Origin of the sequence: Orlajensenia leifsoniae (assembly GCF_004570845.1) — a bacterium.
Lineage (GTDB): Bacteria > Actinomycetota > Actinomycetes > Actinomycetales > Microbacteriaceae > Orlajensenia > Orlajensenia leifsoniae.
On the sequence record NZ_SPQZ01000002.1, the window covers coordinates 160,605 to 186,787 of the forward strand.

31 protein-coding genes are annotated in these 26,183 nt (G+C 69.1%); 21 read left to right on the forward strand and 10 right to left on the reverse strand.

Translation table 11 applies throughout. The features are described from left to right. Positions 1-2: 2 nt before the first annotated feature. The 14 genes from E4M00_RS04780 to csrA all read left to right on the forward strand — a co-directional run bounded on the left by E4M00_RS04780 (position 3) and on the right by csrA (position 11,121). A complete protein-coding gene (locus tag E4M00_RS04780) occupies positions 3-416 on the forward strand; it encodes a flagellar hook capping FlgD N-terminal domain-containing protein (protein WP_135119360.1) in 414 nt (137 codons plus the stop codon). 41 nt (positions 417-457) lie between these two features. Further along, positions 458-1,630, forward strand: a complete 1,173-nt coding sequence (locus E4M00_RS04785; RefSeq protein WP_056163688.1) for a flagellar hook protein FlgE — start codon at positions 458-460, stop codon at positions 1,628-1,630. Positions 1,631-1,729: 99 nt separating this feature from the next. Further along, on the forward strand, positions 1,730-2,059 hold the full coding sequence (locus E4M00_RS04790; RefSeq protein ID WP_135119361.1) for a flagellar FlbD family protein: 330 nt from the start codon (positions 1,730-1,732) through the stop codon (positions 2,057-2,059). Next, on the forward strand, positions 2,059-2,841 hold the full coding sequence (locus tag E4M00_RS04795) for a motility protein A (protein ID WP_135119362.1): 783 nt from the start codon (positions 2,059-2,061) through the stop codon (positions 2,839-2,841). Before E4M00_RS04790 ends, E4M00_RS04795 begins: the two co-directional genes overlap by 1 nt. Beyond that, on the forward strand, positions 2,838-3,686 hold the full coding sequence (locus E4M00_RS04800) for an OmpA/MotB family protein (protein ID WP_135119363.1): 849 nt from the start codon (positions 2,838-2,840) through the stop codon (positions 3,684-3,686). Before E4M00_RS04795 ends, E4M00_RS04800 begins: the two co-directional genes overlap by 4 nt. A gap of 68 nt (positions 3,687-3,754) precedes the next feature. Then, positions 3,755-4,648 carry a flagellar motor switch protein FliM gene (locus tag E4M00_RS04805; protein ID WP_240036853.1) on the forward strand — a complete coding sequence of 298 codons (894 nt, stop codon included), beginning with the start codon at positions 3,755-3,757 and terminating at the stop codon, positions 4,646-4,648. Continuing rightward, positions 4,645-5,340 (forward strand): flagellar motor switch protein FliN, encoded by a 696-nt coding sequence (gene fliN, locus E4M00_RS04810; RefSeq protein ID WP_135119365.1) that lies wholly within the window; start codon positions 4,645-4,647, stop codon positions 5,338-5,340. The genes E4M00_RS04805 and fliN overlap by 4 nt, the downstream gene beginning before the upstream one ends. Then, on the forward strand, positions 5,341-5,808 hold the full coding sequence (fliO, locus tag E4M00_RS04815) for a flagellar biosynthetic protein FliO (protein WP_135119366.1): 468 nt from the start codon (positions 5,341-5,343) through the stop codon (positions 5,806-5,808). Further along, the gene (fliP, locus tag E4M00_RS04820; protein WP_135119367.1) at positions 5,805-6,644 is read left to right on the forward strand and encodes a flagellar type III secretion system pore protein FliP; all 840 of its coding nucleotides are present in this window, start codon (positions 5,805-5,807) and stop codon (positions 6,642-6,644) included. The genes fliO and fliP overlap by 4 nt, the downstream gene beginning before the upstream one ends. Beyond that, positions 6,644-6,919 carry a flagellar biosynthesis protein FliQ gene (gene fliQ / locus E4M00_RS04825; protein ID WP_056163663.1) on the forward strand — a complete coding sequence of 92 codons (276 nt, stop codon included), beginning with the start codon at positions 6,644-6,646 and terminating at the stop codon, positions 6,917-6,919. The genes fliP and fliQ overlap by 1 nt, the downstream gene beginning before the upstream one ends. Before the next feature lies 1 nt (position 6,920). Then, on the forward strand, positions 6,921-7,679 hold the full coding sequence (locus E4M00_RS04830) for a flagellar biosynthetic protein FliR (RefSeq protein ID WP_135119368.1): 759 nt from the start codon (positions 6,921-6,923) through the stop codon (positions 7,677-7,679). Continuing rightward, a complete protein-coding gene (locus E4M00_RS04835; protein ID WP_135119369.1) occupies positions 7,679-8,782 on the forward strand; it encodes an EscU/YscU/HrcU family type III secretion system export apparatus switch protein in 1,104 nt (367 codons plus the stop codon). The genes E4M00_RS04830 and E4M00_RS04835 overlap by 1 nt, the downstream gene beginning before the upstream one ends. After that, the gene (locus E4M00_RS04840; RefSeq protein ID WP_135119370.1) at positions 8,779-10,830 is read left to right on the forward strand and encodes a flagellar biosynthesis protein FlhA; all 2,052 of its coding nucleotides are present in this window, start codon (positions 8,779-8,781) and stop codon (positions 10,828-10,830) included. Before E4M00_RS04835 ends, E4M00_RS04840 begins: the two co-directional genes overlap by 4 nt. 30 nt (positions 10,831-10,860) lie before the next feature. Continuing rightward, entirely contained in the window at positions 10,861-11,121 is a 261-nt protein-coding gene (gene csrA, locus E4M00_RS04845; RefSeq protein ID WP_135119371.1) for a carbon storage regulator CsrA, read from the forward strand. Between the two features lie 7 nt (positions 11,122-11,128). Here csrA and E4M00_RS04850 read toward each other — a convergent pair whose 3' ends face one another. From E4M00_RS04850 to idi, 8 genes are read right to left on the reverse strand one after another with little or no spacing between them, the layout of a single operon-like run. After that, positions 11,129-11,500, reverse strand: coding sequence for an RNA-binding S4 domain-containing protein (locus E4M00_RS04850; RefSeq protein ID WP_135119372.1), 372 nt, complete (start codon positions 11,498-11,500; stop codon positions 11,129-11,131). 9 nt (positions 11,501-11,509) lie between these two features. Continuing rightward, positions 11,510-12,418 carry a prenyltransferase gene (locus tag E4M00_RS04855; RefSeq protein ID WP_135119373.1) on the reverse strand — a complete coding sequence of 303 codons (909 nt, stop codon included), beginning with the start codon at positions 12,416-12,418 and terminating at the stop codon, positions 11,510-11,512. Then, on the reverse strand, positions 12,418-12,720 hold the full coding sequence (locus E4M00_RS04860) for a lycopene cyclase domain-containing protein (RefSeq protein ID WP_135119374.1): 303 nt from the start codon (positions 12,718-12,720) through the stop codon (positions 12,418-12,420). Before E4M00_RS04860 ends, E4M00_RS04855 begins: the two co-directional genes overlap by 1 nt. Further along, on the reverse strand, positions 12,717-13,040 hold the full coding sequence (locus E4M00_RS04865) for a lycopene cyclase domain-containing protein (RefSeq protein WP_135119375.1): 324 nt from the start codon (positions 13,038-13,040) through the stop codon (positions 12,717-12,719). Before E4M00_RS04865 ends, E4M00_RS04860 begins: the two co-directional genes overlap by 4 nt. Further along, complete coding sequence (crtI, locus tag E4M00_RS04870) at positions 13,037-14,626, reverse strand: phytoene desaturase family protein (protein WP_135119376.1); 1,590 nt, start codon at positions 14,624-14,626, stop codon at positions 13,037-13,039. Before crtI ends, E4M00_RS04865 begins: the two co-directional genes overlap by 4 nt. Beyond that, positions 14,623-15,501 (reverse strand): phytoene/squalene synthase family protein, encoded by an 879-nt coding sequence (locus E4M00_RS04875; protein ID WP_135119377.1) that lies wholly within the window; start codon positions 15,499-15,501, stop codon positions 14,623-14,625. The genes crtI and E4M00_RS04875 overlap by 4 nt, the downstream gene beginning before the upstream one ends. Further along, positions 15,498-16,544, reverse strand: coding sequence for a polyprenyl synthetase family protein (locus E4M00_RS04880; RefSeq protein WP_135119378.1), 1,047 nt, complete (start codon positions 16,542-16,544; stop codon positions 15,498-15,500). Before E4M00_RS04880 ends, E4M00_RS04875 begins: the two co-directional genes overlap by 4 nt. After that, a complete protein-coding gene (gene idi, locus E4M00_RS04885; RefSeq protein ID WP_420813424.1) occupies positions 16,541-17,080 on the reverse strand; it encodes an isopentenyl-diphosphate Delta-isomerase in 540 nt (179 codons plus the stop codon). Before idi ends, E4M00_RS04880 begins: the two co-directional genes overlap by 4 nt. Before the next feature lie 78 nt (positions 17,081-17,158). Here idi and E4M00_RS04890 point away from each other — a divergent pair, with 78 nt between their 5' ends. Continuing rightward, positions 17,159-17,770 (forward strand): MarR family winged helix-turn-helix transcriptional regulator, encoded by a 612-nt coding sequence (locus tag E4M00_RS04890; protein WP_135119379.1) that lies wholly within the window; start codon positions 17,159-17,161, stop codon positions 17,768-17,770. A gap of 51 nt (positions 17,771-17,821) precedes the next feature. Beyond that, on the forward strand, positions 17,822-18,277 hold the full coding sequence (locus E4M00_RS04895) for an NUDIX hydrolase (protein WP_135119380.1): 456 nt from the start codon (positions 17,822-17,824) through the stop codon (positions 18,275-18,277). A 9-nt stretch (positions 18,278-18,286) separates the two neighbouring features. On the opposite strand, the gene E4M00_RS04900 is transcribed toward E4M00_RS04895, so the two are convergent. Beyond that, positions 18,287-19,123: a DUF1295 domain-containing protein gene (locus E4M00_RS04900; RefSeq protein ID WP_135119381.1), complete on the reverse strand. Its 837-nt coding sequence runs from the start codon at positions 19,121-19,123 to the stop codon at positions 18,287-18,289. A 34-nt stretch (positions 19,124-19,157) separates the two neighbouring features. On the opposite strand from E4M00_RS04900, the gene E4M00_RS04905 reads away from it, so the two are divergent. The 4 genes from E4M00_RS04905 to E4M00_RS04920 all read left to right on the forward strand — a co-directional run bounded on the left by E4M00_RS04905 (position 19,158) and on the right by E4M00_RS04920 (position 21,614). Further along, positions 19,158-19,769: a CDP-alcohol phosphatidyltransferase family protein gene (locus tag E4M00_RS04905; RefSeq protein ID WP_240036855.1), complete on the forward strand. Its 612-nt coding sequence runs from the start codon at positions 19,158-19,160 to the stop codon at positions 19,767-19,769. A gap of 11 nt (positions 19,770-19,780) precedes the next feature. Further along, positions 19,781-20,257, forward strand: a complete 477-nt coding sequence (locus E4M00_RS04910) for an FHA domain-containing protein (RefSeq protein ID WP_420813414.1) — start codon at positions 19,781-19,783, stop codon at positions 20,255-20,257. Next, positions 20,257-20,958 carry a transcriptional regulator FtsR gene (gene ftsR, locus E4M00_RS04915; protein WP_056163625.1) on the forward strand — a complete coding sequence of 234 codons (702 nt, stop codon included), beginning with the start codon at positions 20,257-20,259 and terminating at the stop codon, positions 20,956-20,958. The genes E4M00_RS04910 and ftsR overlap by 1 nt, the downstream gene beginning before the upstream one ends. Before the next feature lie 107 nt (positions 20,959-21,065). Beyond that, complete coding sequence (locus E4M00_RS04920; RefSeq protein WP_056163624.1) at positions 21,066-21,614, forward strand: MerR family transcriptional regulator; 549 nt, start codon at positions 21,066-21,068, stop codon at positions 21,612-21,614. A 192-nt stretch (positions 21,615-21,806) separates the two neighbouring features. On the opposite strand, the gene E4M00_RS04925 is transcribed toward E4M00_RS04920, so the two are convergent. Further along, positions 21,807-22,670, reverse strand: coding sequence for a ParA family protein (locus E4M00_RS04925; RefSeq protein ID WP_055817993.1), 864 nt, complete (start codon positions 22,668-22,670; stop codon positions 21,807-21,809). 77 nt (positions 22,671-22,747) lie between these two features. On the opposite strand from E4M00_RS04925, the gene E4M00_RS04930 reads away from it, so the two are divergent. Then, positions 22,748-26,152 (forward strand): pyruvate carboxylase, encoded by a 3,405-nt coding sequence (locus E4M00_RS04930; RefSeq protein WP_135119382.1) that lies wholly within the window; start codon positions 22,748-22,750, stop codon positions 26,150-26,152. Positions 26,153-26,183: the final 31 nt, after the last annotated feature.

Genomic DNA, 26,183 nt, shown 5'->3' on the forward strand with positions numbered 1-26,183 from the left:
CCATGACGATCGACGCGGTCACAGCGACCTCGGGGATGTACGCCTCCACCCCGACCCGTGCCCCCAAGCAGTCCCTCGACGCCGAGGCGTTCATGTCCCTGCTCGTGGCGCAGTTGCGCAGCCAGGACCCGAGCTCGCCGATGGACAGCAACCAGATGATCGCCCAGACCACCCAGCTGGCGATGATGGAGAAGATGACCGAGCTCGCCACGACGAGCACGGAGGACTTCGGGCTGCAGATGCGCATCGCAGCCGCTGCCCTCGTCGGCAAGGAGGTCAGCTTCCTGCGCCCCGACGGCACGACGGCCACGGGTGTCGTCAGCTCCGTCTCCTACACCGGCTCCGTTCCGACGGTCACCGTCGGCAAGGAGACCGTCGCCCTCGATCTCGTCTCCTCCGTCAGCACGGCCTCCTGAACCTCCCACCGCATCCGTTCTTCCTCTGAAAGGTCATTCCCATGCTCCGCTCGCTCTACTCCGGAATCTCCGGCCTCCGCTCGCACCAGACCATGCTCGACGTCACCGGAAACAACATCGCCAACGTCAACACCACGGCGTTCAAGTCGTCGGCGACGCAGTTCCAGGACACCCTCTCGCAGATGACCCAGGGCGCTGGTGTTCCGCAGGCGCAGGTCGGCGGCACCAACCCCGCGCAGATCGGCCTCGGCGTGCAGGTCGCCGGCATCTCGACGAACTTCGCCCAGGGTTCGGCTCAGGCCACGGGCCGCGCCACCGACATGATGATCTCGGGCGACGGCTTCTTCATCACCCGGTCGGGTGGCGAGGTGCTCTACACCCGGGCCGGGTCCTTCGATCCGGATGCCGCAGGCCGTCTCGTGACGCCCGACGGCTCCCTGCTGCAGGGCTGGAACGCCGTCAACGGCCAGATCGCCGAGGGCGGTGCCATCGGCACCATCACGTTGCCCCTCGATGCCGTGATCCCCGCGGTCACGACCACCAAGGCCACTGTCGGCGGCAACCTGCCCTCGGACGCAGCCGTCGGCACCTCATTGGTGCGCGACGTCGACGTCTTCGACGCATCGGGAACCAAGCGCACACTCACCCTCACGCTGTCGAAGACAGCGACCGGCTGGGACGTCGCCGGCGCCGACGGCACGGGCGCCACCGGATCCGGAACCCTCAGCTTCACCAATGGCAAGCTCACCGGACCGACCGGCATCACCGTCGGCGGCGTCGCCGTCGACCTGAGCGGCGTGAGCGGCTTCGCCGAGCTCAACACCGTCGCGATCTCGTCGCAGGACGGCCGGGAGGCGGGAACCCTCGAGTCGTTCACCCTGTCGAAGGACGGCACCCTCGTCGGCCTGTTCAGCAACGGCGAGAAGCAGGCGATCGCCCGTATCGCCCTCGCGACCTTCGCGAACCCCGGCGGCCTGGAGAAGGCCGGCTCGTCGAGCTACCGCGTCACGGTGAACTCGGGAGCGCCGGAACTCGGCGCTCCGGGCTCCGACGGACTCGGCTCCGTCACCGCCGGAACCCTCGAGATGTCGAACGTCGACCTGTCGCAGGAGTTCACCAACCTGATCGTCGCCCAGCGCGGCTTCCAGGCGAACGCCCGCATCATCACCACCTCCGACGAGGTGCTGCAGGAGCTCACCAACCTCAAGCGCTGATAGAGCCCGGGAGGGGAGTGCGGTCGGCTAACGGCCGCGCTTCCCCGGTCGATAGTGCCTGATGACGACCCACAGGGGGTCGAGATCAGGATCGGGCGGATGATCGTAGTCACGCGGCTGAACGACTCCCAGTTCGCGATCAATCCCGATCTCATCGAGCGCATCCATTCGAGTCCGGACACGACGATCGTCCTGGTCGACGGATCGAAGTACATCGTCACCGAGAGCCTCCCCGAGGTGATCGAGCGCATCGCCGCCTACAGGGCCCGGGTGCTCTCCCTCGCCCAGGAGATCCCGGTGTCGCGGTCCGGCATCCGTCAGCTCGAACTGGTCACGTCGGCTGATCACGACTCGAGGGACGATCCCCATCCCGACGACGATGACGACGGACGCGCCCGCGCGGTTCCCGTGCTCCCGAGGAGGATCTGATGGATCCGGCGACCATCATCGGGATCCTCCTGGCGTTCGGGGCCGTCGCAGCCTCCATCACGCTCGAGGGTTCCCACATCGACTCCGTCATCATCCCGGGCCCCATGGTGCTCGTGATCGGTGCGACCATCGCCGTCGGCATCGCCGGCGGCACCATGAAGGACTTCTTCGGAGCCGTGAAGGCTCTCCCGCGCACCTTCCGCGGCAAGGTCGTGACGCCCACGGCGACGATCGACACCCTGGTGTCGCTGGCCGAGACCGCCCGCGCCGACGGGCTCCTCGCCCTCGAGCAGCAGGCGGAGGAGGTCGACGATCCGTTCCTGAAGAACGCTCTCCTCAACATCGCCGACGGCATCGACGAGGAGGACCTCCGCGTCATGCTGGAGGACGAGATCGCCACCAAGACCCGATCGGCGAAGAACTCGGCGCGGTTCTACATGGCCCTCGGCGGCTACGCCCCGACCGTCGGGATCATCGGGACGGTGGTCTCCCTCACCCACGTGCTCGAGAAGCTCGACACTCCTGACACCCTCGGCCCGATGATCGCGTCGGCGTTCGTGGCCACTCTCTGGGGACTCCTCACGGCCAACTTCGTGTGGTTCCCGATCGGCAACAGGATGCAGCGCCTCGCCGAACTCGAGACCGAGCGGATGACCCTGCTGTGCGAGGGCGTCCTCGCCATCCAGGCCGGCAGCCAGCCCCGGGTGCTGGGGGAGAGGCTGAGGGCGATGGTCCCGGATGCCCGTCCGGCTGCCCCGGCCGACGCAGCGGCCGCGGCATGAGCAGACGACGACGGCGCAAGCTCGACACCGGCGGCGAGTTCCACGCCGACGAGCGCTGGATGGCGTCGTACACCGACATGGTGACTGTGCTGATGTGCCTGTTCATCGTGCTGTTCGCGATGTCGAGCGTCGACCAGGCGAAGTTCACGGCGCTCAAGAACTCGTTGGCGACGGGATTCGGCGTCGTCGACGAGGGGTCAGTCGACACGGCATCGGGCATCGTCGTGCCGCCCGACAAGGTCGACCACGATGCCGAGGGGTTCACCGGCGCCTCGGAGGACACGGCCCTCGCCGGAACCGACGATCCGCAGACCGACCAGCAGCAGGCCGAGGACGAGGTCGACTCGCTCACGGAGCTGAGGGAACGCCTGCACTCCGCCCTCGACGCGAAGGGCATGGCCTCGGACGTGACCTTCACCATCGACCAGCGCGGACTGACCGTCGGCCTCATCGGCTGGGAGACCTTCTTCCAGCCCAACAGCGACGCTCTCGGAGGCGAGGCCGTCGGCGTCCTCGACACGATCGGCCCGATCGTCACGCCGACCGAGCGACAGGTGTCCGTCGAGGGTCACGCCGACTACCGCGGGACGTCGTTCCCGTTCCCGACCGACTGGGAGCTCTCGAGCGGGCGCGCCACGCAGGTGCTGCGGCGACTGGTCGAGGTCGGGGGCATCCAACCCGCCCACATCTCCGCCGTCGGCTACGGGTCGGCTCGCCCGGCCGCGACAGGCCCGACGGAGGGAGATGCCGCCCAGAACCGCCGGGTCGACATCGCCGTGCTCTCCAACCTGCCCGACGACGTCCGGGCACTGATCCCGTCGGTACTCGCAGAACGCGCCGGCTGAGCACGCATGCCGGAAATCGCTGCCATCGCCGGCTAACGGCGCGGCCGCCGAGGCCGATAGTGCTGCATGTGACACCCCAGGACCTCCGAACGACGCGTGAGCGCACGGCCGAACCGTACGATTTCCGTCGTCCGACGAGCCTCGCCCGCGAGCAGTCGCGCATGCTCGAGCTCGCGTTCGAGACCTTCGCCCGGGCCTGGGGAACGCAGATGACGGCGCGGGTGCGCGTGCTCTCCCACGCCACCTGCCACCGCGTCGTCATGCAGAGCTACGACGAGTACTCGGCCTCGCTCCCGTCGACGACGGCGATGGTGCTCTGCACGATCGGAGACACCGACGCCAAGGCCGTCGTGCAGTTCCCGGCCTCCGACGCGCTCGGGTGGGTGCACCACATGCTGGGCGGTCACGCCGGCGAGTCCTTCCCCGAGCGCACCTTCACCCCCATCGAGCTCGCCCTGGTGCGCCGCATCATGGACGACTCCCTCGAAGACCTGCAGTACGCGCTGGGAGCCCTCCTCGTCGCCCCCATCGCGGTCGACGGGGTGCAGTACAACTCGCAGTTCGCCCAGGCCGCCCCCACCACCGAGCTCATGATCATCGCCGAGTTCGCGTTGACCGTGGGAGAGCGCGAGACCAGGGCCACGGTCGCCCTGCCTGCCGCCAGCCTGCTCCCGCGCCTCGGCTCCGGCCTCGGCGCGGCGTCGACGGCCAACGCACGCTCCCTCGTCGAGGCCCAGGTACAGACGGTTCCCGTCGAGGTCTCCCTGCGCCTGGCCGAGGCCCCGATCCGCCCCGGAGTCGTCCTCGGGCTCGCCGTCGGCGATGTCATCCCCCTTCCGCATCCGGAGCACCGCCCCCTGCAGCTCAGCGTGAACGGCGAGGTCCTCGCCGACGCCGCTGTCGGCACCAGCGGGTCCCGCAGAGCCCTCGTCGTCGTCAGCATGAAAGAGAGTCCCCGATGATCTCCACCGCCTCCGTCTCCTCGGTCGCCGTCACCACCCTCGTCGAGGTGCTCCCGACCGACCGCCGCCTCTCGGCAGAACTCCTGTCGGACCGGTCCGGCCTCGCGGCATCGTTCTCGGACGCCGTCGTCGCATCGTTCGTCGGATCGTCCTCCGCCGAGCTCGCGCTCGTGCTCCAGGCGGCCGCCGGCATCGACGACGCCCTGGGCACCGCGGGCACCGCCGTCTCGCAGGCCGATGCGCTGCGCCCGGCGCTCGAGGCCGCCGCAGCGACGCTCGGCCCCGGCGTGCTCGGCACCGCCAGGGTCGATCGTGCCGGCTGGGTCGCCGATGCCGAGGCCGAGGTCTACGCCCTCACCGACGGAGGCGTGACCGTCGGCTGGTTCGCGCTCCGGATGCACCGTCCCACCCGTCCGGCGACGGATGCGGCATCCGGCGATGCGCCCAACCTCGGTCGCATCCGCGACGTCGAGATGACCCTCGCCGTCGAGCTCGGGCGCACGCGGATGTCGGTGCGCGACGTGCTCTCCATCGAGCCGGGCTCGGTCATCGAGCTCGACCGCTCGGCCGGCGCCCCGGCCGACGTCCTGCTCAACGGCCGCCTCATCGCGCACGGCGAGATCGTGGTCGTCGACCAGGACTACGCCGTGCGCATCACCCGCATCCTCGACGTCGCCGAGGGCGACGCCTAGATGGATCTCGTCATCGTCGTGGCCCGGGTCGCGCTGTCGCTCGCCGCCGTGCTCGGCCTGCTCGTCTTCCTGCAGCGCCGCATCACGCGCGGCTCGAAGCGGCGCATGCGCAAGGCGAGCCCGCTCGAGGTCGTCGCCCGCACCGGCGTCGGGTCGAAGGCATCCGTCGTCGTCGTCGACGTCGACGGCCGTCGCTTCGTGCTCGGCGTGACCGAGCAGAACATCAACGTCCTGCACTCCGGCGAGCGCACGCCCGTCGTCGATCCCTCGACGACCGACGACGAGTTCCAGCGCGTGCTGGCCGACGCGGCATTCGACGCGGAACCCGCAGCAGCCGCCGCTCCCGATGACCTCCCCACCCGAGCCTCGGTCAAGCGGGCGAACCCTCCGGCCCTCGCCGGAAGCGGCTCGATCCTGTCGCGGGAGACCTGGCGGGCGACAGCCGCCTTCCTCCGGCAGGATCGGTGAGGGCCGCGGCGACCAGGAGAGGCCCGGCGATCGGCCGCATCCTCGCCCTGCTGATCGCTGCGACCGCCATCGCGTTCGTGCTCATGATGCTCGGCGCGCACCCCGCGTCGGCCGCCCCGTCCGACCCCGTGTCGCCGACGGATCCCGCAGCGCCTACCGGCGGCGGCGATGTGAGCGTCGAGATCAACGGCCCCAACGGCGAGCCGAGCACGGCCGTCATCACGCTGATCGGCATCACGCTGCTCTCGGTGGCGCCGGCGCTCCTGCTCATGATGACGTCGTTCACGAAGATCTTCGTCGTGCTCGCCATGACCCGGAACGCCCTGGCCCTGCCGACGATCCCGCCGAACCAGGTGCTGGCCGGGCTCGCCCTGTTCCTGTCGCTGTTCATCATGGCTCCGGTGCTGACCGAGATCAACACCGTCGCCGTGCAGCCGTTCCTGAACGGCACGACCGACTTCACGCAGGCCGTGACGGCGGCATCCGTTCCCCTGCACGAGTTCATGATCGCGTTCACGCGGGAGGACGACATCGCCCTCATGACGCGCGCCGCCGGGCAGCCGAACCCTGTCACCCCCGAGTCCGTCCCGATGATCACCCTCATCCCGGCCTTCATGATCTCGGAGCTGCGAGCGGCCTTCATCATCGGGTTCGTCATCTTCATCCCCTTCCTCGTCATCGACCTCGTCGTCTCGGCCGCCCTCATGTCGATGGGCATGATGATGCTCCCGCCCGTGATGATCTCGCTGCCGTTCAAGATCCTGCTGTTCGTGCTCGTCGACGGCTGGGGCCTCATCATCACCTCGCTCATCCAGAGCTACAGCGGAGGTGGCTGATGGACACCAATGCGGTCCTCGACATCGGCATGCAGAGCCTCCTGATCTCGGCGAAGCTCGCGGCCCCCGTGCTCGTGACGGCGCTGGTCGTCGGCTTCGCGATCTCGCTGCTGCAGTCGATCACCCAGATCCAGGAGGTGACGCTCTCGTTCGTGCCCAAGGCCGTCGCCGTGTCCGTGGCCCTTCTCATCTCCGGCCACTGGATGATCTCCGAGCTCCTCGCCTTCACCCATGAGCTCTTCGCCCGCATCCCCTCCCTCGTCGGTGGCGGGTGACATGGGCCTGTCCATCGACGCGGCCTGGCTCGAGGCCGTCATGCTCGCCGGGGTGCGGATGGCGGCGTTCCTCGTGATCGCGCCGCCGTTCTCGACCCGCGCGATCCCCGCACGTGTGAAGGCGATGCTCGCGGTCGGCCTCGCCCTCGCCGTCTCCCCGCGGGTCGTACCCGGCTATCAGGTCGGTGACGCCGCCGCGTTCTTCGGCTCGCTCGTGCAGGAGGTGCTCGTCGGGGCGCTCATGGGCTTCCTCGTCTTCGTCGTGTTCTCCGCCGTGCAGTCGGCCGGTGGCCTGATCGACCTGTTCGGCGGGTTCCAGCTCGCGCAGGCCTTCGACCCGCAGCAGATGATCAACGGAGCCCAGTTCGCGCGGCTGTTCCAGATGACGGCGCTGGCCCTCATGTTCGCCTCCGGCGCCTATCAGCTCGTGATCGGCGGGCTGGTGCGCTCGTTCACCGCGCTGCCCGTCGGGGGAGCGTTCGACCTCGGCGCCTCGGTCGAGTCCCTCGTGCAGGCCGTCACCCAGATGCTCGTCGCCGCGCTCCAGATCGCCGGCCCGCTGATCGTCGTGCTGTTCCTGGCCGATATCGGCCTCGGCCTCCTCACCCGGGTCGCGCCGGCCCTCAACGCCTTCTCCCTCAGCTTCCCGGTCAAGATCGGGCTCACGCTGATGCTCGGCGGCCTCGCCTACGCGGCGCTGCCGGCTGTGATCTCCGCCCTCACGGGCACGGCGGTCGAACTCATGGCGGGGGTGCGCTGATGGCCGAGTCCGACTCCCAGGAACGCACAGAGCAGGCCACTCCGAAGAGGATGAAGGAGGTGCGCCGCAAGGGGCAGCTCACCACCTCACAGGACCTCACGGCGTGGGTCGGCATCGGGGCCGCTGCGGTCATGCTGCCGTCGACGATCCAGCGGGGGGCGGATGCCGGGGTCGACCAGATGTTCGCCATCTCATCGGTCATCGCGGACCCCGATCCGGCCGTGGCCGTCACGGCCATGCAGGACGCCTTCGGCTCCTTCGGCACCGTGCTCGGCCCGATGCTCGGCGTCGTGCTGATCGCCGTCATCGCCGGAGCCGTCGTGCAGGGCGGCGTGCACGTGCGGGCATTCACCGGCAAGTTCGAGCAGTTCAACCTCGTGTCGGGGGTCCAGAGGGTGTTCGGGCTGCGCGCCCTGTACGAGGGCGTCAAGTCGCTCACCAAGACACTCGTCGTCGGCATCGTGCTCGCCGTCGTCATCGTGGGTCTCGTCCCCGTGCTCTCCGCAGCAGGATCCCTTCCCATCTCGAGGCTGCTCGGCATCGGGGAGGAGGCATCCGCCACCCTCATCCGGACCGCCGTGACCGCCGGTCTCGTCCTCGCCGCCATCGACGTGCTCGTCGTCCTGCGGCGCAACCGCACCAAGTCGCGCATGACCAAGCGCGAGGTGCTCGATGAGAACAAGAACACCGATGGCGACCCGCTGATCAAGTCGCAGCGGCGCTCCCGTCAACTCGCGATGAGCCGCAATCGCATGATCGCCGCCGTCGCCGATGCCGACGTCGTACTGGTGAACCCCACGCACATCGCCATCGCCCTCAGCTACACCCCGGGCAAGTCCGCCCCGCGCGTCGTGGCGAAGGGGTCCGAGCTCATCGCCACCCGCATCCGCGAGAAGGCTGAGGAGCACCGGGTGCCGCTCGTGCGCGACGTGCAGCTCGCGCGTGCGCTGCACGCCGGCTGCGAGGTCGGGCAGGTGATCCCCGCCGAGTTCTACACGGCGGTGGCTCGCGTGCTCGCCTTCGTCATGGCCCTCGAACGCCGCGGAACCCGCGGCGGCATGCACACGATTCTGCCGGCTGCCGTCGGCGCCACAGGAGGATGAACGTGAATCGCAACTTCGCCAGGCTCGGCGTTCCGGTCGGGATCGTCGCCGTCGTGCTGCTGCTGGTCGTGCCCGTGCCGGCGTGGCTCCTCGACGCCCTCATCGTCGTCAACATCCTGCTGGCGCTCATCATCCTGCTGACCACGATGTTCGCGAGACGCCCACTCGACTTCTCCGTGTTCCCGTCCCTGCTCCTCGGAGCGACGCTGTTCCGGCTCGGGCTCAACGTGGCGTCCACCCGCCTCGTCCTCGGCGACGGCTATGCCGGGCAGGTCATCGCGGCCTTCGGGCACGTCGCCGTCGGAGGATCCCTGATCATCGGCGCCGTGGTGTTCCTCATCCTCGTCGTCATCCAGTTCGTCGTCGTCACGAAGGGTGCTGAGCGCGTCGCCGAAGTGGGAGCTCGCTTCACCCTCGACGCGATGCCCGGAAAGCAGATGGCCATCGACGCCGACCTGAACGCCGGCCTCATCACCGACGTCCAGGCCAGGGAGCGACGCGCCGAGGTCTCGGCGGAGGCCGACTTCTACGGGGCGATGGACGGCGCCTCGAAGTTCGTCAAGGGTGACGCGATCGCCGGGATCATCATCATCATCATCAACATCGTGGGCGGGATCGCGATCGGGATGCTCCAGGACGGCCTCTCGATCGAGGACGCCGTCAGCACCTACAGCCTCCTCACCATCGGCGACGGCCTGGTGACGCAGGTGCCCGCACTGCTCATGGCCGTCTCCACGGGCATGATCGTGACCCGCTCGAACGCCGAATCCGATCTCGGCACCACGGCATCCGCCCAGCTGATGCAGTCACGCACGGCGCTGCAGATCGCCGCCTGCGCCGCCATCGTGATGGCGCTCATCCCCGAGATGCCCAAGCTGCCGTTCCTCGTGGTCGGAGCCCTGCTGTTCTGGGCGGCCGCCCGCGTCAAGGCGAGCGATGCGAAGAAGGCCGCGGAGGCCGAGCGCGCCGAGACGCTGCCGCCGGCGCCGGCCGAGACGCCGGAGGAGCTGATGGAGCAGATGCGGGTGCACGCCCTCGAGATCCTGCTGGCTCCCGACATCGTCGACCTGGTCTCGGGTTCGGCCGACGACCTGCTGGGTCGGGTGCGGGCGCTTCGCCGCAAGATCGCCTTCGACCTCGGGGTCGTCGTGCCGCCGGTGCGCACGCGCGACAGCGTCGAACTGCCCATGGACACCTACGTCATCAGGGTCGCCGGCGTGGAGATGGGGCGCGGCACGGCCCCGGCCGGGCGGGTCCTCGCACTCGGCGACGGTCTCGAGGGGATGCCGGGCATCGCCACAGTCGAGCCGGTCTTCGGCCTCTCGGGCAAGTGGATCCCGCTGGGGATGCGTCACAGCGCCGAGATCGCCGGGGCCACCGTCATCGATCGCGTCTCGGTGGTCGTCACCCACCTGTCGAGCATCATCACGGCCAATGCCGATCGTCTGCTCAGCCGGGAGGACGTCAGGACCCTCACCGACAGCGTGCGGCAGTCCAACCCCGCCGCCGTCGAGGAGCTCACCCCCACGCTGCTCTCCCTGGCCGAAGTGCAGCGGGTGCTGCGCGGCCTCCTCGCCGAGCAGGTGCCCATCAACGACCTCGCCCGCATCTACGAGGCGCTCGCCCTGCGCGCCAGGGTGTCGACCGACCCCGAGGGCCTCATCGAGGCTGCGCGCACAGCGCTCGGCCCGGCCCTCGCCTCCCCGCACGTCGACGACGGGATCCTGCGCGTCATCATGATCGAACCCGGACTGGAGCAACGGATGCTGGAGGGCCTGCGCCCCGGTGAGAACGGCACGCAGATCGTGCTCGACGCCACCATGATCGAGAAGGTGATCACCGGCGTCACGAACACCGTGCGCACAGTCGCCGATTCGGGGCGGAACGCCGTTCTGGTCTGCGCCCCGGCCCTCCGCTCGGCCATCCACCGGCTCGTCTCGGTGCAGGCGCCCGACCTGACCGTGCTGTCCTACACCGAGGTGACGACGATCGGTGCCCAGATCGAGACTCTCGGGGTGATCCGTGTCAGCGAACAGCTCTCGGCGTGAGTGCCGGATGAAGACGATAGTGTGGTTCGAATGCTGGTCCTGACGCGCAAGATCGGTGAGCGCATCCTCATCGGAGACGACATCGTCGTGACCGTCCTCGACGTGCGCGGAGACAGTGTGCGCATCGGCATCGATGCCCCTGGCAGCATGCGCATCCAGCGCGACGAGGTGGTGCGAGCGGTCGAGGCGGCCAACGTCGAGGCGACCGAGGTCGGCGACGACGTCGCCGCGGGGCTCGTGGCCAGCCTTGCGGGGCTCGCGGCTCCAGCGGATCCCGCCCCACGCGGCTGACGCCCGCTCAGTGGCCGCGCAGCTCCTCGAGGTCGCGGCGCTCGCGCTTCGTGGGGCGCCCGGCCCCACGATCGCGCACGGGAACCGCTGCCACGGCCTCGCGCGGCGGTGGCGGGGGAGTCTTGTCGATCATCGCGGCCGCGGCGACCTCGGCGCCCACGCGCTTCACGATGATGCGCTGCACGACCATGATCCGGTCGAAGCCGTTGGCGCGCACGCGCACCTCGTCGCCGATGCGCACAGGCTGAGCCGCCTTCACCCGTTCGCCGTTCACCCGTACATGCCCCGCACGGCATGCTGCCGTGGCGAGCGAGCGCGTCTTGAACTGGCGCACAGCCCAGAGCCACGCATCCACGCGGGCTGACGTCACGGCATCCATCGCACCAGACTAACCGCGGATGAAGCTCCACCAGATGAGCAGCATCGTGACGAGGAACCCGACGACGAAGTTGATCGCCAGGAAGTGTCGCCAGCCGCGGTTCGCCGTCGCCGAGTCGGCATCGGTGACCGACCAGAACGGCGCGGCCGACACGATGTACGGCAGCACGAGCAGCGCCGCGAGCGGTCCCGGCCACTCGGTCGCCAGCATGAGCACGCCGCCGAGGGCCCAGAAGACTATGGCGAGCCGCACAGTCCGGGCAGCCCCGAACCAGGTGGCGATCGACGCGATCCCGCCCTCGCGATCCGGCACGACATCCTGCACGGCGCCGAAGGCGTGGCTGGCCATGCCCCAGAGGAAGAAGGCCACGAGGATGGCGATCAGCTGCGGAGTGAACGTCGCTCCGGCGACGACCAGGGCGTAGACGGCCGGGCTGACGAAGTGCGTGCTCGAGGTGGCTGAGTCGAGGAACGGACGTTCCTTGAAGCGCAGTCCCGGCACCGAGTAGGCGAGAACCGCGAACAGGCTGATCGCGAGGACCACCCACGACCACGGCTCCTCGGTGCCGCCGAGCACGAGCATCGCGACCACGAAGACGGCGCTGAGCCCGACGCCCCAGCCGATCACGGCGCGATGCACCCGTGGATCGAGCAGGGCGCCCTCCACGCCGCCCTTCCGCGGATTGCGCATGTCCGACTCGTAGTCGAAGACGTCGTTGACGCCGTACATGAGCAGGTTGTACGGGATCAGGAAGAACAGCGTCCCCACGACGAACAACGCGTCGACCCGGCCCGTGGTGAGCACGTAGGCCGCGGCGAAGGGGTAGGCGGTGTTGATCCAGCTGAGCGGTCGCGACGACAGCACCACCTGACGCAGGACGCCCGCGCGCGGGGCGGCATCCGTGTGATCGGCGGCCATCACTCGTCTCGTTCCCCTCGGCTCAGCAGTATCCAGATCGACGGTAACAGCAGGGCTCCGGCGAGGGGGTAGGCGAAGTCCTCGATCGGGGCGAGGCCGATGTCGACACCGCTGCGTCCGGAGTCGGAGTACACCATGAGCCCGACGGCGATCATGATGTTGTCGAACACCGCCGTGAGCACGAACAGCACGACCACCGTCAGGGCTATGGGGACGATGAGCCGTGGGCGACGTGGCAGCGCGAACGCGGCGACGACGGCCACGACGGCCAGCACGATGAGGTTCAGCGTCAGGTAGCTCATGCGCGCCGTCTCGCTGTGAGAATCAGGTCAAACAGCGCCACGAGGTTCATCGTGAGGTAGCAGAGGAAGGTGAGGAAGAACGCCTCCTCGAGCGGGAGCTCCGGAGCCAGCAGGATGCCGGTCATGTAGGCGGTCTCTCCACGGCTGAAGAGCCCCAGGTCGATGCCGACCAGGTCCCAGATGAGGAAGAACACGACGCCCGAGATGAGCACGATGGCCGCGCGCACCGGCGAGCGCCAGAAGAACAGCCGATACCGCCAGTCGAGGACGACCATCCCCGCCAGGCTCACCAGGAGCGCGCCGAGGTAGGCGAACGTCACCGACTCTCCACCGGGGCCGGTGCCGGGGTGGGCATCGGCTCGGACAGCGGCGTGGCCGTGGTGTCGCCGTTCATGCGCTTGAAGGCGATCTCGGCGCTGATGAGGCACATGGGCAGGCCGATTCCCGGAATGGTGCTGCCTCCCGCGTAGTAGAGGCCGTCCAGCTGGCGGGAGGAGTTGCGTCCGCGTAGGAACGCGCTCTGGCGCAGGGTGTGCGCTGGCCCCAGCGCGCCGCCCATCCACGAGTTGAGGTCGGCCGCGAAGTCACCGGGGCCGACGGTGCGCCGCACCACGATGCGCTCGGCGAGGTCGGGGATCGCCGCCCACTCGGCGAGCCGGGCGATGGCGGCATCCGCCACCTGCTCCACCTGCAGGTCGCCGTCGCCGTCGATGCCGCCGCGCCCGATGCCGACGTCGGCCGGCACGGGGACGAGCAGGAACAGGTTGCTGTCTCCGGCCGGTGCCACCCCGGCGTCGGTCGCGCTCGGCATGCAGGTGTAGAACGACGCCGGGTCGGGGATGCGCGGCTTGGAGCCGAAGATGCGGTCGAAGTTCGTGCGCCAGTCCGAGGTGAAGAACAGGGTGTGGTGGGTCAGCTGCGGCAGCTCGCCGCGCACGCCGAGCATCACCAGTACGGCGCCCGGTCCCGACATGCGCCGGTTCCACCAGCGCTCGGGGTAGGTGCGCACGGCCTCGTCGACGAGCTCGGTCTCGGTGTGGTGCAGGTCGGCCGCCGAGACGACCTCGTCGGCCGAGAGCGTGATGCTCTGGCCCGCTGCATCGGTGTAGGTGACCCCCGATACGGATGCCCCCACCGAGGTGACGGCATCGATCGAGGTCACCCGCGCCCGGGTGATGATCTCGACGCCCTGCTCGCGGGCGAGCCGGGCGACGACGTCGATGAGGTGGGAGAAGCCGCCCTGCGGGTAGAGCACTCCGTCAGCCAGGTCCATGTGGCTCATGAGGTGATACATCGCCGGGGTGCGCTCAGGAGATGAGCCGAGGAACACCGCGGGGTAGCCGAGGATCTGCCGCAGCCTGGTGTCCTTCACGTAGCCGGCCACGAACTTGTCGAGGGGCTGCAGCAGCAGGCGGGCGAGCCTGCCGCCGCGCTTCAGCACGGCCGAGTCGAGGAACGGCCGGAACGACTGGAAGCTCGTGTACAGGAAGCGCTCGACGGCGTCGTCGTAGGTCGACTTCGCCGATTCGAGGTAGCGCTCCAGCGCGCGACCGGCTCCGGGTTCGACCCGCTCGAAGGTGCGGATGTTCTCCTCGCGGGAGGCGCGGATGTCGATGGGCTCGGCGTGGCCCTCGAAGAACACCCTGTAGCCGGGGTCGAGCAGCGTGAGGTCCAGTTGTTCAGCCGCCGAGGTGCCGAGCAGCCGGAAGAAGTGGTCGAAGACCTCGGGCATGAGGTACCACGACGGACCGGTGTCGAAGGTGAAGCCGTCCTTCTCCCACGAGCCGGCGCGCCCGCCCAGTTCGCTGCGAGCCTCGAGGAGCGTCACCTCCCTGCCGTCGCGGGCCAGCAGTGCCGCGGTGGCGAGTCCGGCGATGCCGCCGCCGATCACGATCGTGTGCGTCATGGCCGTCCGCCTCCGGTCACGGCGGCCTTCACCGCGATCGTGAGCTTCTCGGCATCGGGAACGCGGATGCGGGAGCTGAGGAGCTCGGATGCCGGAGTGCTGCGCAGCTTTGTCGACAGCCGGTGGAACAGTCCGTGCGCAGCGGCGACGGCGCCGCGCGACGATCGGGGGAGTCGCGTGAGCGCTCGCGCCGCGATGGCCAGGTCGGCGTCGATGTCGTCGAGGATGACGTTCTTCTCCTGCTCGGTCATGCGGGCCGGATCGACGGCGGGGAAGTAGTTGCGGCCGAGGCTGGTCCAGTCGGCGGACAGGTCGCGCAGGAAGTTGACCTTCTGGAAGGCCGCGCCGAGGTGCTTGGCGCCATCCTCGAGCAGGCGTCGCTCGTCATCGCGCACGGGGTGTCCGGCCAGGAAGGCGCGCAGGCACATGAGGCCGACGACCTCGGCGGATCCGTAGATGTAGACGTCGACCTCGGCGGCGTCGAAGGGGGACTCGTCGAGGTCGCGGCGCATCGAGGCGAAGAACGGAGCGGTCAGGTCGCGGCCGATCCCGGTCGCGCGGGCCGTGACGGCGAAGGCGTGCACGACCAGGTTGGTGCTGAACCCCGTCGCCACGGCCCGGTCCGTCTCGGCCTCGAACTCGTCGAGGCGGGCGAGCTGCTCGTCGACGCTCAATCCGGCTGCTGCCGCGGCCCCGTCGACGATCTCGTCGGCCACCCGCACGAGGGCGTAGATGTCGCGCACCTGCGAGCGCACCCCGGAGCCGAGCAGGCGTGCCGCCGCCCCGAACGACGTGGAGTAGCGGCCGATCACGACGGCGGAGCTCGACGACGCGGCGCGGGTGTAGAGCTCGAGGGGACCCTGGTGAGTGCTCATCGGATGCGGTTCACCGCCCTGTCGGCGAAAGTCGAGAGCAGCTCGCGCAGTTCAGCGGGGAGGTCGGATGCCGCCAGCTCGGTCTTAGCGAGCGCGACGTGGTCTCGGGCGAGCTGCTCGGTGTGGGCGGCGGAGCCGCATCCGGTCAGCGTCTCGCGCACGAAGGCGGCCTCGGCCGGGTCGAGATCGGCCTTGCCGATGAAGGGGGCGATGCTCGGCCACTCCGGCGTGGTGCGGGCGTGGGCGAGGAGGGTCGTGATCTTGCCCTCGCGCAGGTCGGCGACGGTGCTCTTGCCCGTCTTCGACTCGTCGCCGAACACGCCGAGCATGTCGTCGGTGAGTTGGAAGGCGATGCCGATGAGCCGGCCGAACCGGCCCAGGCACGCGATGTCGCCGGCTGATGCCCCAGCCAGCACGGCACCGGCCTGCAATGGTGCCTCGCAGGAGTACACGGCCGTCTTCTGCTCGAGGGTCGCCAGCACGTCGGGGATGCCGAGCAGGTGCGGTGCGACGGTGTTCGTGACGTCGTTCAACTCCCCGGCCGCCGAGACGAAGACGGCCTTGTCGAGGATGTCGAGGAGGCGCCCGCGGACGACCGAATCGGTGTCGAGCTGGGCGATGATGCGGTGGGCCTGGCTGAGCGCGAGGTCTCCGGCGAGCAGGGCTGCAGCCTCACCCCAGGTCTTCGCCTGCTCCTCGTCGGCGCCCAGGGCTGCGCCGCGGGCGGCGAAGGCGCCGAGGACATTGGCGGAGCCACGGCGGACGAGGTCCCTGTCGATCACGTCGTCGTGGATGATGAAGGCGGTGTGAAGCAGCTCGAAGGCTATGGCGAGCTGGGTCGCGGCTGCCTGGTCGGTGCCGCCGAGCCCGTTGTGGGCGGCCAGCACGAGCGCGGGGCGCGCCCTCTTGCCGCCGGCGCTGGCCTGTTCGAGCTGGTCCCACAGCTCGACGTAGTGCGGACCGTAGTCACCCGCCCGCAACCGGGACGCGGCGAAGTAGCGTTCGAGTTCGCTCTCGACGCTGGCCGTCGCGACATCGATCATGAGAACTTCTCTAGCTGCTCGAGTTGCATGACCATCCACGGGCTGAACGCCCACGGGGTCTGGCTGGCGGCTCGGGCGACGGCACCGGGTTCCACCCAGACGAATTCGGCGACCTCGCGCGGATCGGGGTCGGGGTCGCCGTCGGTGCGCGCGACATAGACGGGGCAGACCTCGTTCTCGACGGTTCCGCGGGAATCGGTCGCCCTGTAGCGGAACAGGGGGAGAGCGAGGGCGACGTCGGAGATCTCGAGTCCGAGCTCGAAATCGGCGCGACGATGCACGGCCGACAGAACGGGCTCCGCCGGTCGCGGGTGACCGCAGAACGAATTGGTCCAGACGCCGGGCCAGGTCTTCTTGCTCAGCGCCCTGCGGGTGATGAGCAGCTTGCCGTCGGCGTTCAGCACGTAGCAGGAGAAGGCCAGGTGCAGTGCCGTGTCCGGCCCGTGGGCTGCGGCCTTCGACGCCGTGCCGATGGGGGTGCCGTCCATGTCGAGCAGGACGATCTCATCGTCGACGTGCGCCTCGGTGTCCGTCAGTGTCACGATCGCCCCCCGGGTGTCGGATCTCGGAAAATAGCTAACTGAGTTAGCGAATCTGACGTTACCATGTCTGACATGACCACAGAAGCGGATTCTCGCGACGTGACGACTCCGTACTGGTACGACGCGCAGGCCGTCGGCGCAGACGACGCCATCGGGGTTCTCGAGGCCCTGCGTCGCTTCCGCAGCGCCGACAAGTCGATGCGGCAGCGCACCCAGGACGACATGGATATGAACGAGACCGACCTGGCCGCACTCCGTTTCCTCATAGCCGAGGAGAAGCGCGAGCACGAGGTCGGCCCGACGGACCTCGCCCACCATCTCGGCATCTCCACCGCCGCCACCACCAAGCTGATCAAGAGGCTCGTCGCCTCCGGGCACCTCCAGCGTCGCCCGCATCCGCACGATCGCCGCGCGCAGATCCTGCATCCGACGCCCGGCGCCCACGACGAGGTCCGCGCGACTCTCGCGGCCATGCACGCCCGCATGATGGGTGTCGCCGATGCCTTCGCGCCGGAGGAGCAGCTCGTCGTCGTGCGGTTCCTCACCGCGATGGCCGACGCCGTCGCGCTCGCGCACGACCCGGAACCGGCGGGGTCCGGTGCCGACTCGGCGACCGACGCCGCGACCGACCCGGCGACCGATGCGCCGCTCGACGCGACGGCCGAGGCGCCTCCCGCGTCCTGACCGGTCACGACACGTTTCGTAGCGTTCAATCCGGTGGGGCATGCTGGAGGCATGAGCACCGCATCCGGAGACGCCTGGGTCGAGGGTCCTGACGGGTCCAGATTCTGGGGCCGGTTCGGCGCGGCCGGGCTTCTGGCCTGGGACCCCGAGCGCGGGGTGCTCATGCAGCACCGCGCCAGCTGGAGCCACTTCGGCGATACCTGGGGCCTCCCCGGAGGAGCCCGCCACGACGACGAGGACGCCGTCACCGGAGCGATCCGCGAGGCGAACGAGGAGGCAGGAGTCAGCGGCAGCGACCTCGAGGTCGTCACCACCTCCGTGCTCGACCTGGGGTTCTGGTCGTACACGACGGTCGTCGCCCGCGTGCTGCATCCGTTCGAGCCCGTCATCAGCGACCCGGAGTCCATCGCCCTGGCGTGGGTGCCGGTCGACGAGGTCGCCGAACTCCCGCTGCACCCCGGTTTCGCGGCGAGCTGGCCTGCCCTCCGCGTCCTGCTGGTCGGCTAGCCGCGACGCTCAGGATGCCGGCGCCTCCGCAGCCTCTGTCGTGCGCCGACGCGGGAACCACGGCACGATCGCCGAGGTCGTCGCCTGATAGTCGGCGTACTCCGGATGCCGCGCCTTCGACAGCGACTCCGTGAAGATCGTCGAGCCGATGAACAGGGCGGTCAACAGGAGCGGGCCGAGGATGGTCCAGTGCAGGACGCTCCCCGTCGCGACGACCGCGAAGAGGTAGAGCGCCCACCACTGCGCCTGCTCGAAGAAGAAGTTGGGGTGACGGGAGTAGCGGAACAGTCCGGTCTGGAGGAATCGCGCGGACGGTGCGCGACCGTCGGCGATCTCGGACTTCTTCCACTGGTGGAAGTCCCACTGCTGCTGGTCGGCGATGGTCTCCCCGATGAGGAGCAGGAGGAAGAGCGCCGCCACGAGGACGTCGGCCACTCCGAGCGGCGTCGGCATGGCCTGGGAGACGGTGAACGTCGACAGGGTCATCCCGAGGATGAGCGCGTTCTGGTACCCCGCGATGAAGAGCAGATTGAACGCCTGGAACGCCGGCTTCGGCATCCGTGCCCGCAGTGCCGCCCACCGGTAGTCCTCGCCACCGCGGGCGTAGCCGCCCTTCCGAGCGAAGTTGAAGGTGAGTCGGGCGCCCCAGAGCGTCACGAGAACGGCCATCAGCACGAGCCGGGCATTCTCGAATCCGGATGCCGCGGCGAAGACCCACACGTAGACGATGGGGGAGAGCGACCAGACGCGATCGACCCACGAGTATTCGCGGGTGAGCACCGAGAGGAGCCAGGTGGCGACGATGGTGCCGGCGCAGATCCAGAGACACACGACGAGAGGCTGCATGCTGCGCATGTTACGCCGTCGATAGACTCGATCCGTGGCAGAGCCGAGCGAGCCGACGAACCGGATCTGGACGGTTCCCAACGTGCTGAGCATGCTCCGGCTCGTTCTGGTGCCGTTCTTCCTCGGCTATCTCATCGTCGGCGACTACATCGCCGCCCTCGTCATCCTCGTGGTCTCGAGCTTCACGGACTTCCTCGACGGCTTCATCGCCCGCAGGTTCAATCAGATCAGTCGCCTCGGGCAGCTCCTCGATCCGGCCGCCGATCGCCTGTACCTGTTCGCGTCCATCCTCGGCCTGGCCGCCGGTGGTCTCGTTCCCTGGTGGCTGGTCGTCGTGATCGTCGGCCGCGATGTCTTCCTCGCCGCTCTCGGCATCGTGCTGGCGAACCACGGATACGGCCCGCTTCCGGTGCACCAGTTGGGCAAGGTGGCCACGTTCGCGCTCTTCCTGGGCCTGCCCGTGCTCATGCTCGGTGCGGCATTCCCCGTCACGGCGGCCGTCGCGCTGCCCATCGGATGGGCCATCACCCTCTGGGGCGTCTTCCTGTACTGGTGGGCCGGAATCATCTACGCGATCGAAACCGGGCGTGTCATTCGCCTGCCGCTGGTTCCGAGCACCCGGCGATCCGATACGCTGGAGGAATAGGGAGGTGCACTGTGGGAGAGTCCGATGACCGGAATGCCGGGGCACAGGCCGACGAGGTCGACCAGGTGAGCACGGACACCACACTGTCCTTCACTCAGGAGCAGGCGGCGTCACTGCTTGCGATAGACCCCGATCTGACCGCTGAAGAAGAAGAGGCGATCCAGGCTCTGCCGTCTGGATCTGCTCTGCTCGTGGTGCGCCGGGGACCGAACGCCGGTGCGCGTTTCCTCCTCGATGCCGATGTGACGACGACGGGGCGGCATCCGGATGCCGACATCTTCCTCGACGACGTCACGGTGTCGCGCCACCACGCGCAGTTCCTGCGTCACGGTACGGCGTTCGAGGTCAAGGACCTCGGGTCCCTCAATGGCACGTACTTCGACGGAGTCCGCATCGAGACGGCCCTGCTGGCCGACGGTGCCGAGGTGCAGGTGGGCAAGTTCCGCCTCACGTTCTACTCGTCGAGGCCCGACCTCGCCGGAGCATGATGGCGGGCGCCAGCGCCCACGCGCGGGTATCCGCCACCCCCTCCCTCCTCAGCATCGGCCAGGTCCTCGCGCGTCTCACGCCTGAGCACCCCGAGCTGACCCCGTCGAAACTGCGCTTCCTCGAGGAGCAGGGGCTCATCTCGCCCGCGCGCACCGAGTCGGGCTACCGCAAGTTCTGCGCAGCCGACGTCGAGCGCATCCAGCTCATCCTCGGCATGCAGCGCGACCACTACCTGCCGCTCAAGGTCATCCGCGGCTACCTCGAGCAGCTCGACGCCGGCCACGTGCCCACGCTCCCCGGCACAGCTGCTCCCGGGCCGTCGATGCTCTCGTCGGCACGCCGCTTCAACCGCGACGAGCTGCTGCGCGAGTCCGAGGCATCCCCGCAGCTGCTGGCGGATGCCGTCTCGGCATCGCTCGTAGTTCCGGCGGACGTGTACAGCGAGGAGACCGTGAGCGTGCTCCGCGCCCTCGCCGAGCTGCGCAAGGCAGGCATCGAGCCGCGGCACCTCCGCGGCTTCCGTGCAGCCGCCGAGCGCGAGTCATCGCTCATCGAGACGGCGATGACGCCGATCGTGCGTCGCAATGACGCCTCCAGCCGGGCGAAGGGCGCAGAACTGGCGCTCGAGATCGCCTCACAGCTGGAGGTCGTACGATCGACACTGCTGCGCGCCGCCCTTCAGCGCGTGACCAATCCGTGACTTCCTCGACACGCGGTGCCGATGTCGTTGCCGCACGGCACTGACCTGAGTACCGTGAGTGAAGCGGCGCACGGACAGTGCGCATCCTGTTGGAAGAGGCGAAATCCATGAGTGAACTCAGTCGGAGTGACGCAGATCGTTACGATCTGCAGCTGCTGTTCACCGACGGTCTCCCCGACATGGACGCCAACTCCGGCTACCGCGGCGCAGTCGCCGCTCGCGCCGCAGGGATCAGCTACCGCCAGCTCGATTACTGGGCTCGCACCGAGCTCGTCGAGCCCACCGTCCGCGGGGCCGCCGGTTCCGGATCGCAGCGCCTCTACGGCTTCCGCGACATCCTCGTGCTCAAGCTCGTCAAGCGCCTTCTCGACACCGGCATCTCGCTCCAGCAGATCCGCGTCGCCGTCAACCAGCTGCGCGAGGCCGGCATCAACGACCTGGCCCAGACCACTCTCATGAGCGACGGAGCCAGCGTCTACCTGTGCACGTCGAACGACGAGGTCATCGACCTGGTCAGCCGCGGCCAGGGCGTCTTCGGCATCGCCGTCGGCAAGGTGCTGCGCGAGGTGGAGTCCACCCTCGTCGAGATCGACTCGCACCCCGTCGACACCCTGGACGAGCTCGCTGCTCGTCGTCAGACCCGCAAGATCTCCTAGCGCCTTCCCGCTGGCAGAGGCACGGGAGCGCAGCGAGCGCGCCGAAGCCCTCGGGTCGGCGCCGCAGCCGTTAGGTCAGCGCCGCCCTCCGCTTCGACGGCGACTTCGTCGCTGTCTCTGCGAGCGGGCGGGGTGTCGCTCGTAGCGCGCTTCGGCCGCGGACTGCATCCGGGCGTCGGCGAACGGATCCGATCAGCCCGCCGACTGCTCCGAGCGATCGATCGCCGGACGCTCGACGGGCTGCGGAGCCGCGAGGTGGGCGTACTCTCCGATGCGCGCCGTGCGCAGCACCCGGTCGAGCAGCTGGTCGAAGTACCGCGCCATCTCCTGGGCGCTGTCGCCGGGCCACGCGTGCAGCGGCTGGCCGGCGCCCTGCGCCTGCTGCAGCGAGGTGCGCTCGGGAAGCTGGGGGGAGAGCACGAGCGGGCCGAACATGTCGCGCAGTTCCTTGATGCGGTACTGGTGCTCCAACGATGCGACGCGGGTGCGGTTCACGATGATGCCGAGGGGCTGCAGACGCGACGACATCCCGCGACGGATCTCCTCGATCGCACGCAGGGCGCGGTCGGCGGCGGCCACGGAGAAGAGTCCGGGCTCGGTCACCACGGCGACGCGGTCGCTGGCGGCCCACGCTGTGCGCGTGAGTGCGTTGAGGGTCGGCGCACAGTCCACGAGCACCAGCTCGTATTCCTTCTCGATGGTCTCGAGGGCGTCCTCGAGCTTCCAGATGTCGCGTTCGTGCGGATGCGGACCGTCGAAGTTGATGGCGGACGGGCTGCCGATCATCACATCGAGCTTGGAGCCCGGGCGGCCTCGCGTCCACCCGCTCGGAGCGATCGCGGAACGCACGATCTTCTCCTTCGGGCTCGCGAGCACGTCGGCCACATTGAGGTGACCGGCGACGCTGACGGCCATACCGGTCGACACATCGGACTGCGGGTCTAGGTCGACGACAAGGGTCCGGATGCCGCGGGCGAACGCCGCTGAAGCGAGTCCGAGCGTCACCGTCGTCTTGCCGACGCCACCCTTGAGGGAGCTGACGGAGAGTACGTGCACAAGTAGATACGTTACCTTCACTAGTCTGGGAGAACCTAACCGTCAGACCCGTACCGCGCGCCTCACGAAAGGCCTGTATGTTCCAGAAGATCCTCGTTGCCAACCGCGGTGAAATCGCCATCCGCGCCTTCCGTGCCGCTTACGAGCTGGGCGCGAAGACCGTGGCAGTGTTCCCGTTCGAGGACCGCAACTCCCTGCATCGCCTGAAGGCCGACGAGGCCTACCAGATCGGCGAGCCGGGGCATCCGGTGCGTGCCTATCTCGACGTCGCGGAGATCATCAGGGTCGCTCGGGAGTCCGGAGCAGACGCCATCTACCCGGGGTACGGCTTCCTCTCGGAGAACCCCGAACTGGCCGAGGCCGCCGCGGCCGCGGGGATCACCTTCATCGGTCCCGGTATGCACGTGCTCGAGATGGCGGGCAACAAGGTCACGGCCAAGGAGCACGCCATCGCCGCCGGGGTCCCGGTGCTCAAGTCCACGCCCCCGTCGAAGGACGTCGAGCTGCTGCTGTCGCAGGCCGAGGAGATCGGCTTCCCGATCTTCGCGAAGGCCGTCGCCGGCGGTGGCGGGCGCGGCATGCGTCGGGTCGCGAGCCAGGACAGGCTGCGCGCCGCCCTCGAGGAGGCCATGCGCGAAGCCGACAGCGCGTTCGGCGACCCGACCATGTTCCTCGAGCAGGCCGTGCTCCGCCCCCGCCACATCGAGGTGCAGGTGCTCGCCGACGCGAACGGCGAGACGGTCCACCTGTTCGAGCGCGACTGCTCCGTGCAGCGCCGCCACCAGAAGGTCATCGAGATCGCCCCGGCGCCGAACCTCCCCGAGGAGACCCGCCAGGCGCTCTACCGCGACGCCATCGCCTTCGCGAAGTCCATCGGCTACGTCAACGCCGGCACCGTCGAGTTCCTCCTCGACACCGCGGGCGAGCGGGCCGGCCAGCACGTCTTCATCGAGATGAACCCGCGCATCCAGGTCGAGCACACCGTGACCGAGGAGGTGACGGATGTGGACCTCGTGCAGTCGCAGATCCGCATCGCGGCGGGGGAGAGCCTCGCCGACCTCGGGTTGCAGCAGGAGAACATCAAGCTGCGCGGCGCCGCTTTGCAGTGCCGCATCACGACGGAGGACCCGACCGCGGGCTTCCGCCCCGACACCGGCAAGATCACGACCTACCGCTCGCCGGGTGGTGCAGGCATCCGCCTCGACGGTGGAACCATCAACCCCGGCGCCAACATCAGCCCGCACTTCGACTCGATGCTCGCGAAGATGACGGCCCGCGGCCGCGACTTCCCGGCAGCGGTCGCGCGCGCCCGTCGCGCACTGGCCGAGTTCCGCATCCGTGGCGTGTCCACCAACATCTCCTTCCTACAGGGAGTCCTCGACGACCCGTCCTTCATCGCCGGCGACCTGAGCACCTCGTTCATCGAGGAGCGTCCGGAACTGCTGCGCGGCCGGGTGTCGAAGGACCGCGGCACGAAGATCCTCAACTGGCTCGCCGACGTCACCGTCAACCAGCCGAACGGGCCGCGTCCGACGACCATCACACCGACGGACAAACTGCCGAAGATCGACCTGTCGCAGGCGGCCCCTGCCGGGTCGCGCCAGAGGCTCCTCGAGCTCGGCCCGCAGGGCTTCGCCGCCGCGCTCCGCGCCCAGACCCCCTTGGCCGTCACCGACACCACGTTCCGCGACGCCCACCAGTCGCTGCTCGCCACCCGCGTGCGCACCCGCGACCTCACCGCCGTCGCGCCCTACGTCGCCCGGCTGACTCCCGAACTGCTCTCGGTCGAGGCATGGGGAGGCGCCACCTACGACGTCGCGCTCCGCTTCCTCGGCGAGGACCCGTGGGAGCGCCTCGCGACCCTGCGCGAATCGCTGCCGAACATCAACCTGCAGATGCTGCTGCGCGGGCGCAACACCGTCGGCTACACGCCCTACCCGACCAGCGTCACCGAGGCGTTCGTTGCCGAGGCGGCCTCCACCGGCGTCGACATCTTCCGCATCTTCGACGCGCTGAACGACGTCGACCAGATGCGCCCGGCCATCGAGGCCGTGCTCGCCCAGGGCAGCGCCGTCGCCGAGGTGGCCGTCTGCTACACGGGTGATCTGCTCGACCCGACTGAGGACCTGTACACCCTCGACTACTACCTGCGTCTCGCCGACCAGATCGTCGAGTCCGGCGCGCACATCCTCGCGATCAAGGACATGGCCGGGCTCCTGCGGCCCGCCGCCGCCGCGAAGCTCGTCACGGCATTCCGCGAGCGCTTCGACCTGCCGGTGCACCTGCACACTCACGACACCCCGGGCGGCCAGCTCGCGACCCTGCTTGCGGCATCCGCTGCCGGAGTGGACGCCGTCGACGTCGCGTCGGCACCCATGGCGGGCACCACCAGCCAGCCGTCGGCATCATCGCTGGTCGCCGCCCTCGCCCACACCGAGCGCGACACGGGCCTCTCGCTGCAGAACGTGTCGGACCTCGAGCCGTACTGGGAGGCCGTGCGCCAGGTCTACCGGCCGTTCGAGTCCGGCCTGCCGGGCCCGACAGGCCGGGTGTACCACCACGAGATCCCGGGCGGCCAGCTGTCGAACCTGCGCCAGCAGGCCATCGCGCTCGGCCTCGCCAACGACTTCGAGCTGGTGGAGGACATGTACGCCGCGGCGAACAAGATCCTCGGGCGCGTGCCGAAGGTCACACCGTCGTCGAAGGTCGTCGGCGACCTCGCCCTGCACCTCGCCGCCGTCAAGGCCGACCCGGCCGACTTCGAGGCGAACCCGCAGAAGTACGACGTTCCCGACTCCGTCGTGGGATTCATGGCGGGCGAGCTGGGCGAGCTGCCCGGCGGATGGCCGGAGCCCTTCCGCACCAAGGTCCTCGAGGGCCGCACGGTACGCATCGGAGTTACCGAGCTGACCGACGAGGAGCGTGCGGCCCTCGCCGCCGACAGCACGACGCGACGCGCTGCCCTCAACACCCTTCTGTTCCCCGCGCCGACCCGCCAGTACGAGCAGATCCGGGAGCTGTTCGGCGACCTCTCCGTCGTCGACACCCCCGACTACCTCTACGGCATGCGCCAGGGCGCAGAGCATGTGGTCGAGATCGCCAAGGGCGTGCGCCTCTACGCCGGACTCGAGGCCATCGGCGAGGCCGATGACAAGGGCATGCGCACCGTCATGACCACGCTCAACGGTCAGCTGCGGCCCGTCTTCGTGCGCGACCGCAGCATCGCCGTCGAGAGCAAGGCGGCCGAGAAGGCCGACGCCAGCCAGCCCGGCCAGGTCGCGGCTCCGTTCTCCGGTGTCGTGACCCTGCAGGTCGAGGCGGGTGCCGAGGTGCAGGCCGGTCAGGCCGTCGCATCCATCGAGGCCATGAAGATGGAGGCGGCCATCACGACCCCCGTCGCGGGTGTGATCGAGCGGGTCGCCATTCCCCGGACGCAGCAGGTGGACGCGGGCGATCTCCTCGTCGTGGTCGTGCCGCGCTAGGCTCGAACGCTGTCCCCCGAAGAAAGAGGCA

What these genes read in the sequence shown, in the direction of transcription:
- E4M00_RS04920 (WP_056163624.1), top strand. Translation starts at nt 21,066, where the DNA reads ATGAGTGAACTCAGTCGGAGTGACGCAGATCGTTACGATCTGCAGCTG.
- E4M00_RS04900 (WP_135119381.1), bottom strand. Translation starts at nt 19,123, where the DNA reads ATGCAGCCTCTCGTCGTGTGTCTCTGGATCTGCGCCGGCACCATCGTC.
- E4M00_RS04930 (WP_135119382.1), top strand. Translation starts at nt 22,748, where the DNA reads ATGTTCCAGAAGATCCTCGTTGCCAACCGCGGTGAAATCGCCATCCGC.
- E4M00_RS04780 (WP_135119360.1), top strand. Translation starts at nt 3, where the DNA reads ATGACGATCGACGCGGTCACAGCGACCTCGGGGATGTACGCCTCCACC.
- fliN (WP_135119365.1), top strand. Translation starts at nt 4,645, where the DNA reads ATGATCTCCACCGCCTCCGTCTCCTCGGTCGCCGTCACCACCCTCGTC.
- E4M00_RS04795 (WP_135119362.1), top strand. Translation starts at nt 2,059, where the DNA reads ATGGATCCGGCGACCATCATCGGGATCCTCCTGGCGTTCGGGGCCGTC.
- E4M00_RS04830 (WP_135119368.1), top strand. Translation starts at nt 6,921, where the DNA reads ATGGGCCTGTCCATCGACGCGGCCTGGCTCGAGGCCGTCATGCTCGCC.
- fliO (WP_135119366.1), top strand. Translation starts at nt 5,341, where the DNA reads ATGGATCTCGTCATCGTCGTGGCCCGGGTCGCGCTGTCGCTCGCCGCC.
- E4M00_RS04800 (WP_135119363.1), top strand. Translation starts at nt 2,838, where the DNA reads ATGAGCAGACGACGACGGCGCAAGCTCGACACCGGCGGCGAGTTCCAC.
- E4M00_RS04840 (WP_135119370.1), top strand. Translation starts at nt 8,779, where the DNA reads ATGAACGTGAATCGCAACTTCGCCAGGCTCGGCGTTCCGGTCGGGATC.
- E4M00_RS04890 (WP_135119379.1), top strand. Translation starts at nt 17,159, where the DNA reads ATGACCACAGAAGCGGATTCTCGCGACGTGACGACTCCGTACTGGTAC.
- E4M00_RS04850 (WP_135119372.1), bottom strand. Translation starts at nt 11,500, where the DNA reads ATGGATGCCGTGACGTCAGCCCGCGTGGATGCGTGGCTCTGGGCTGTG.
- E4M00_RS04835 (WP_135119369.1), top strand. Translation starts at nt 7,679, where the DNA reads ATGGCCGAGTCCGACTCCCAGGAACGCACAGAGCAGGCCACTCCGAAG.
- E4M00_RS04875 (WP_135119377.1), bottom strand. Translation starts at nt 15,501, where the DNA reads ATGAGCACTCACCAGGGTCCCCTCGAGCTCTACACCCGCGCCGCGTCG.
- E4M00_RS04855 (WP_135119373.1), bottom strand. Translation starts at nt 12,418, where the DNA reads ATGGCCGCCGATCACACGGATGCCGCCCCGCGCGCGGGCGTCCTGCGT.
- E4M00_RS04785 (WP_056163688.1), top strand. Translation starts at nt 458, where the DNA reads ATGCTCCGCTCGCTCTACTCCGGAATCTCCGGCCTCCGCTCGCACCAG.
- E4M00_RS04860 (WP_135119374.1), bottom strand. Translation starts at nt 12,720, where the DNA reads ATGAGCTACCTGACGCTGAACCTCATCGTGCTGGCCGTCGTGGCCGTC.
- E4M00_RS04880 (WP_135119378.1), bottom strand. Translation starts at nt 16,544, where the DNA reads ATGATCGATGTCGCGACGGCCAGCGTCGAGAGCGAACTCGAACGCTAC.
- E4M00_RS04895 (WP_135119380.1), top strand. Translation starts at nt 17,822, where the DNA reads ATGAGCACCGCATCCGGAGACGCCTGGGTCGAGGGTCCTGACGGGTCC.
- fliQ (WP_056163663.1), top strand. Translation starts at nt 6,644, where the DNA reads ATGGACACCAATGCGGTCCTCGACATCGGCATGCAGAGCCTCCTGATC.
- crtI (WP_135119376.1), bottom strand. Translation starts at nt 14,626, where the DNA reads ATGACGCACACGATCGTGATCGGCGGCGGCATCGCCGGACTCGCCACC.
- csrA (WP_135119371.1), top strand. Translation starts at nt 10,861, where the DNA reads ATGCTGGTCCTGACGCGCAAGATCGGTGAGCGCATCCTCATCGGAGAC.
- E4M00_RS04790 (WP_135119361.1), top strand. Translation starts at nt 1,730, where the DNA reads ATGATCGTAGTCACGCGGCTGAACGACTCCCAGTTCGCGATCAATCCC.
- ftsR (WP_056163625.1), top strand. Translation starts at nt 20,257, where the DNA reads ATGGCGGGCGCCAGCGCCCACGCGCGGGTATCCGCCACCCCCTCCCTC.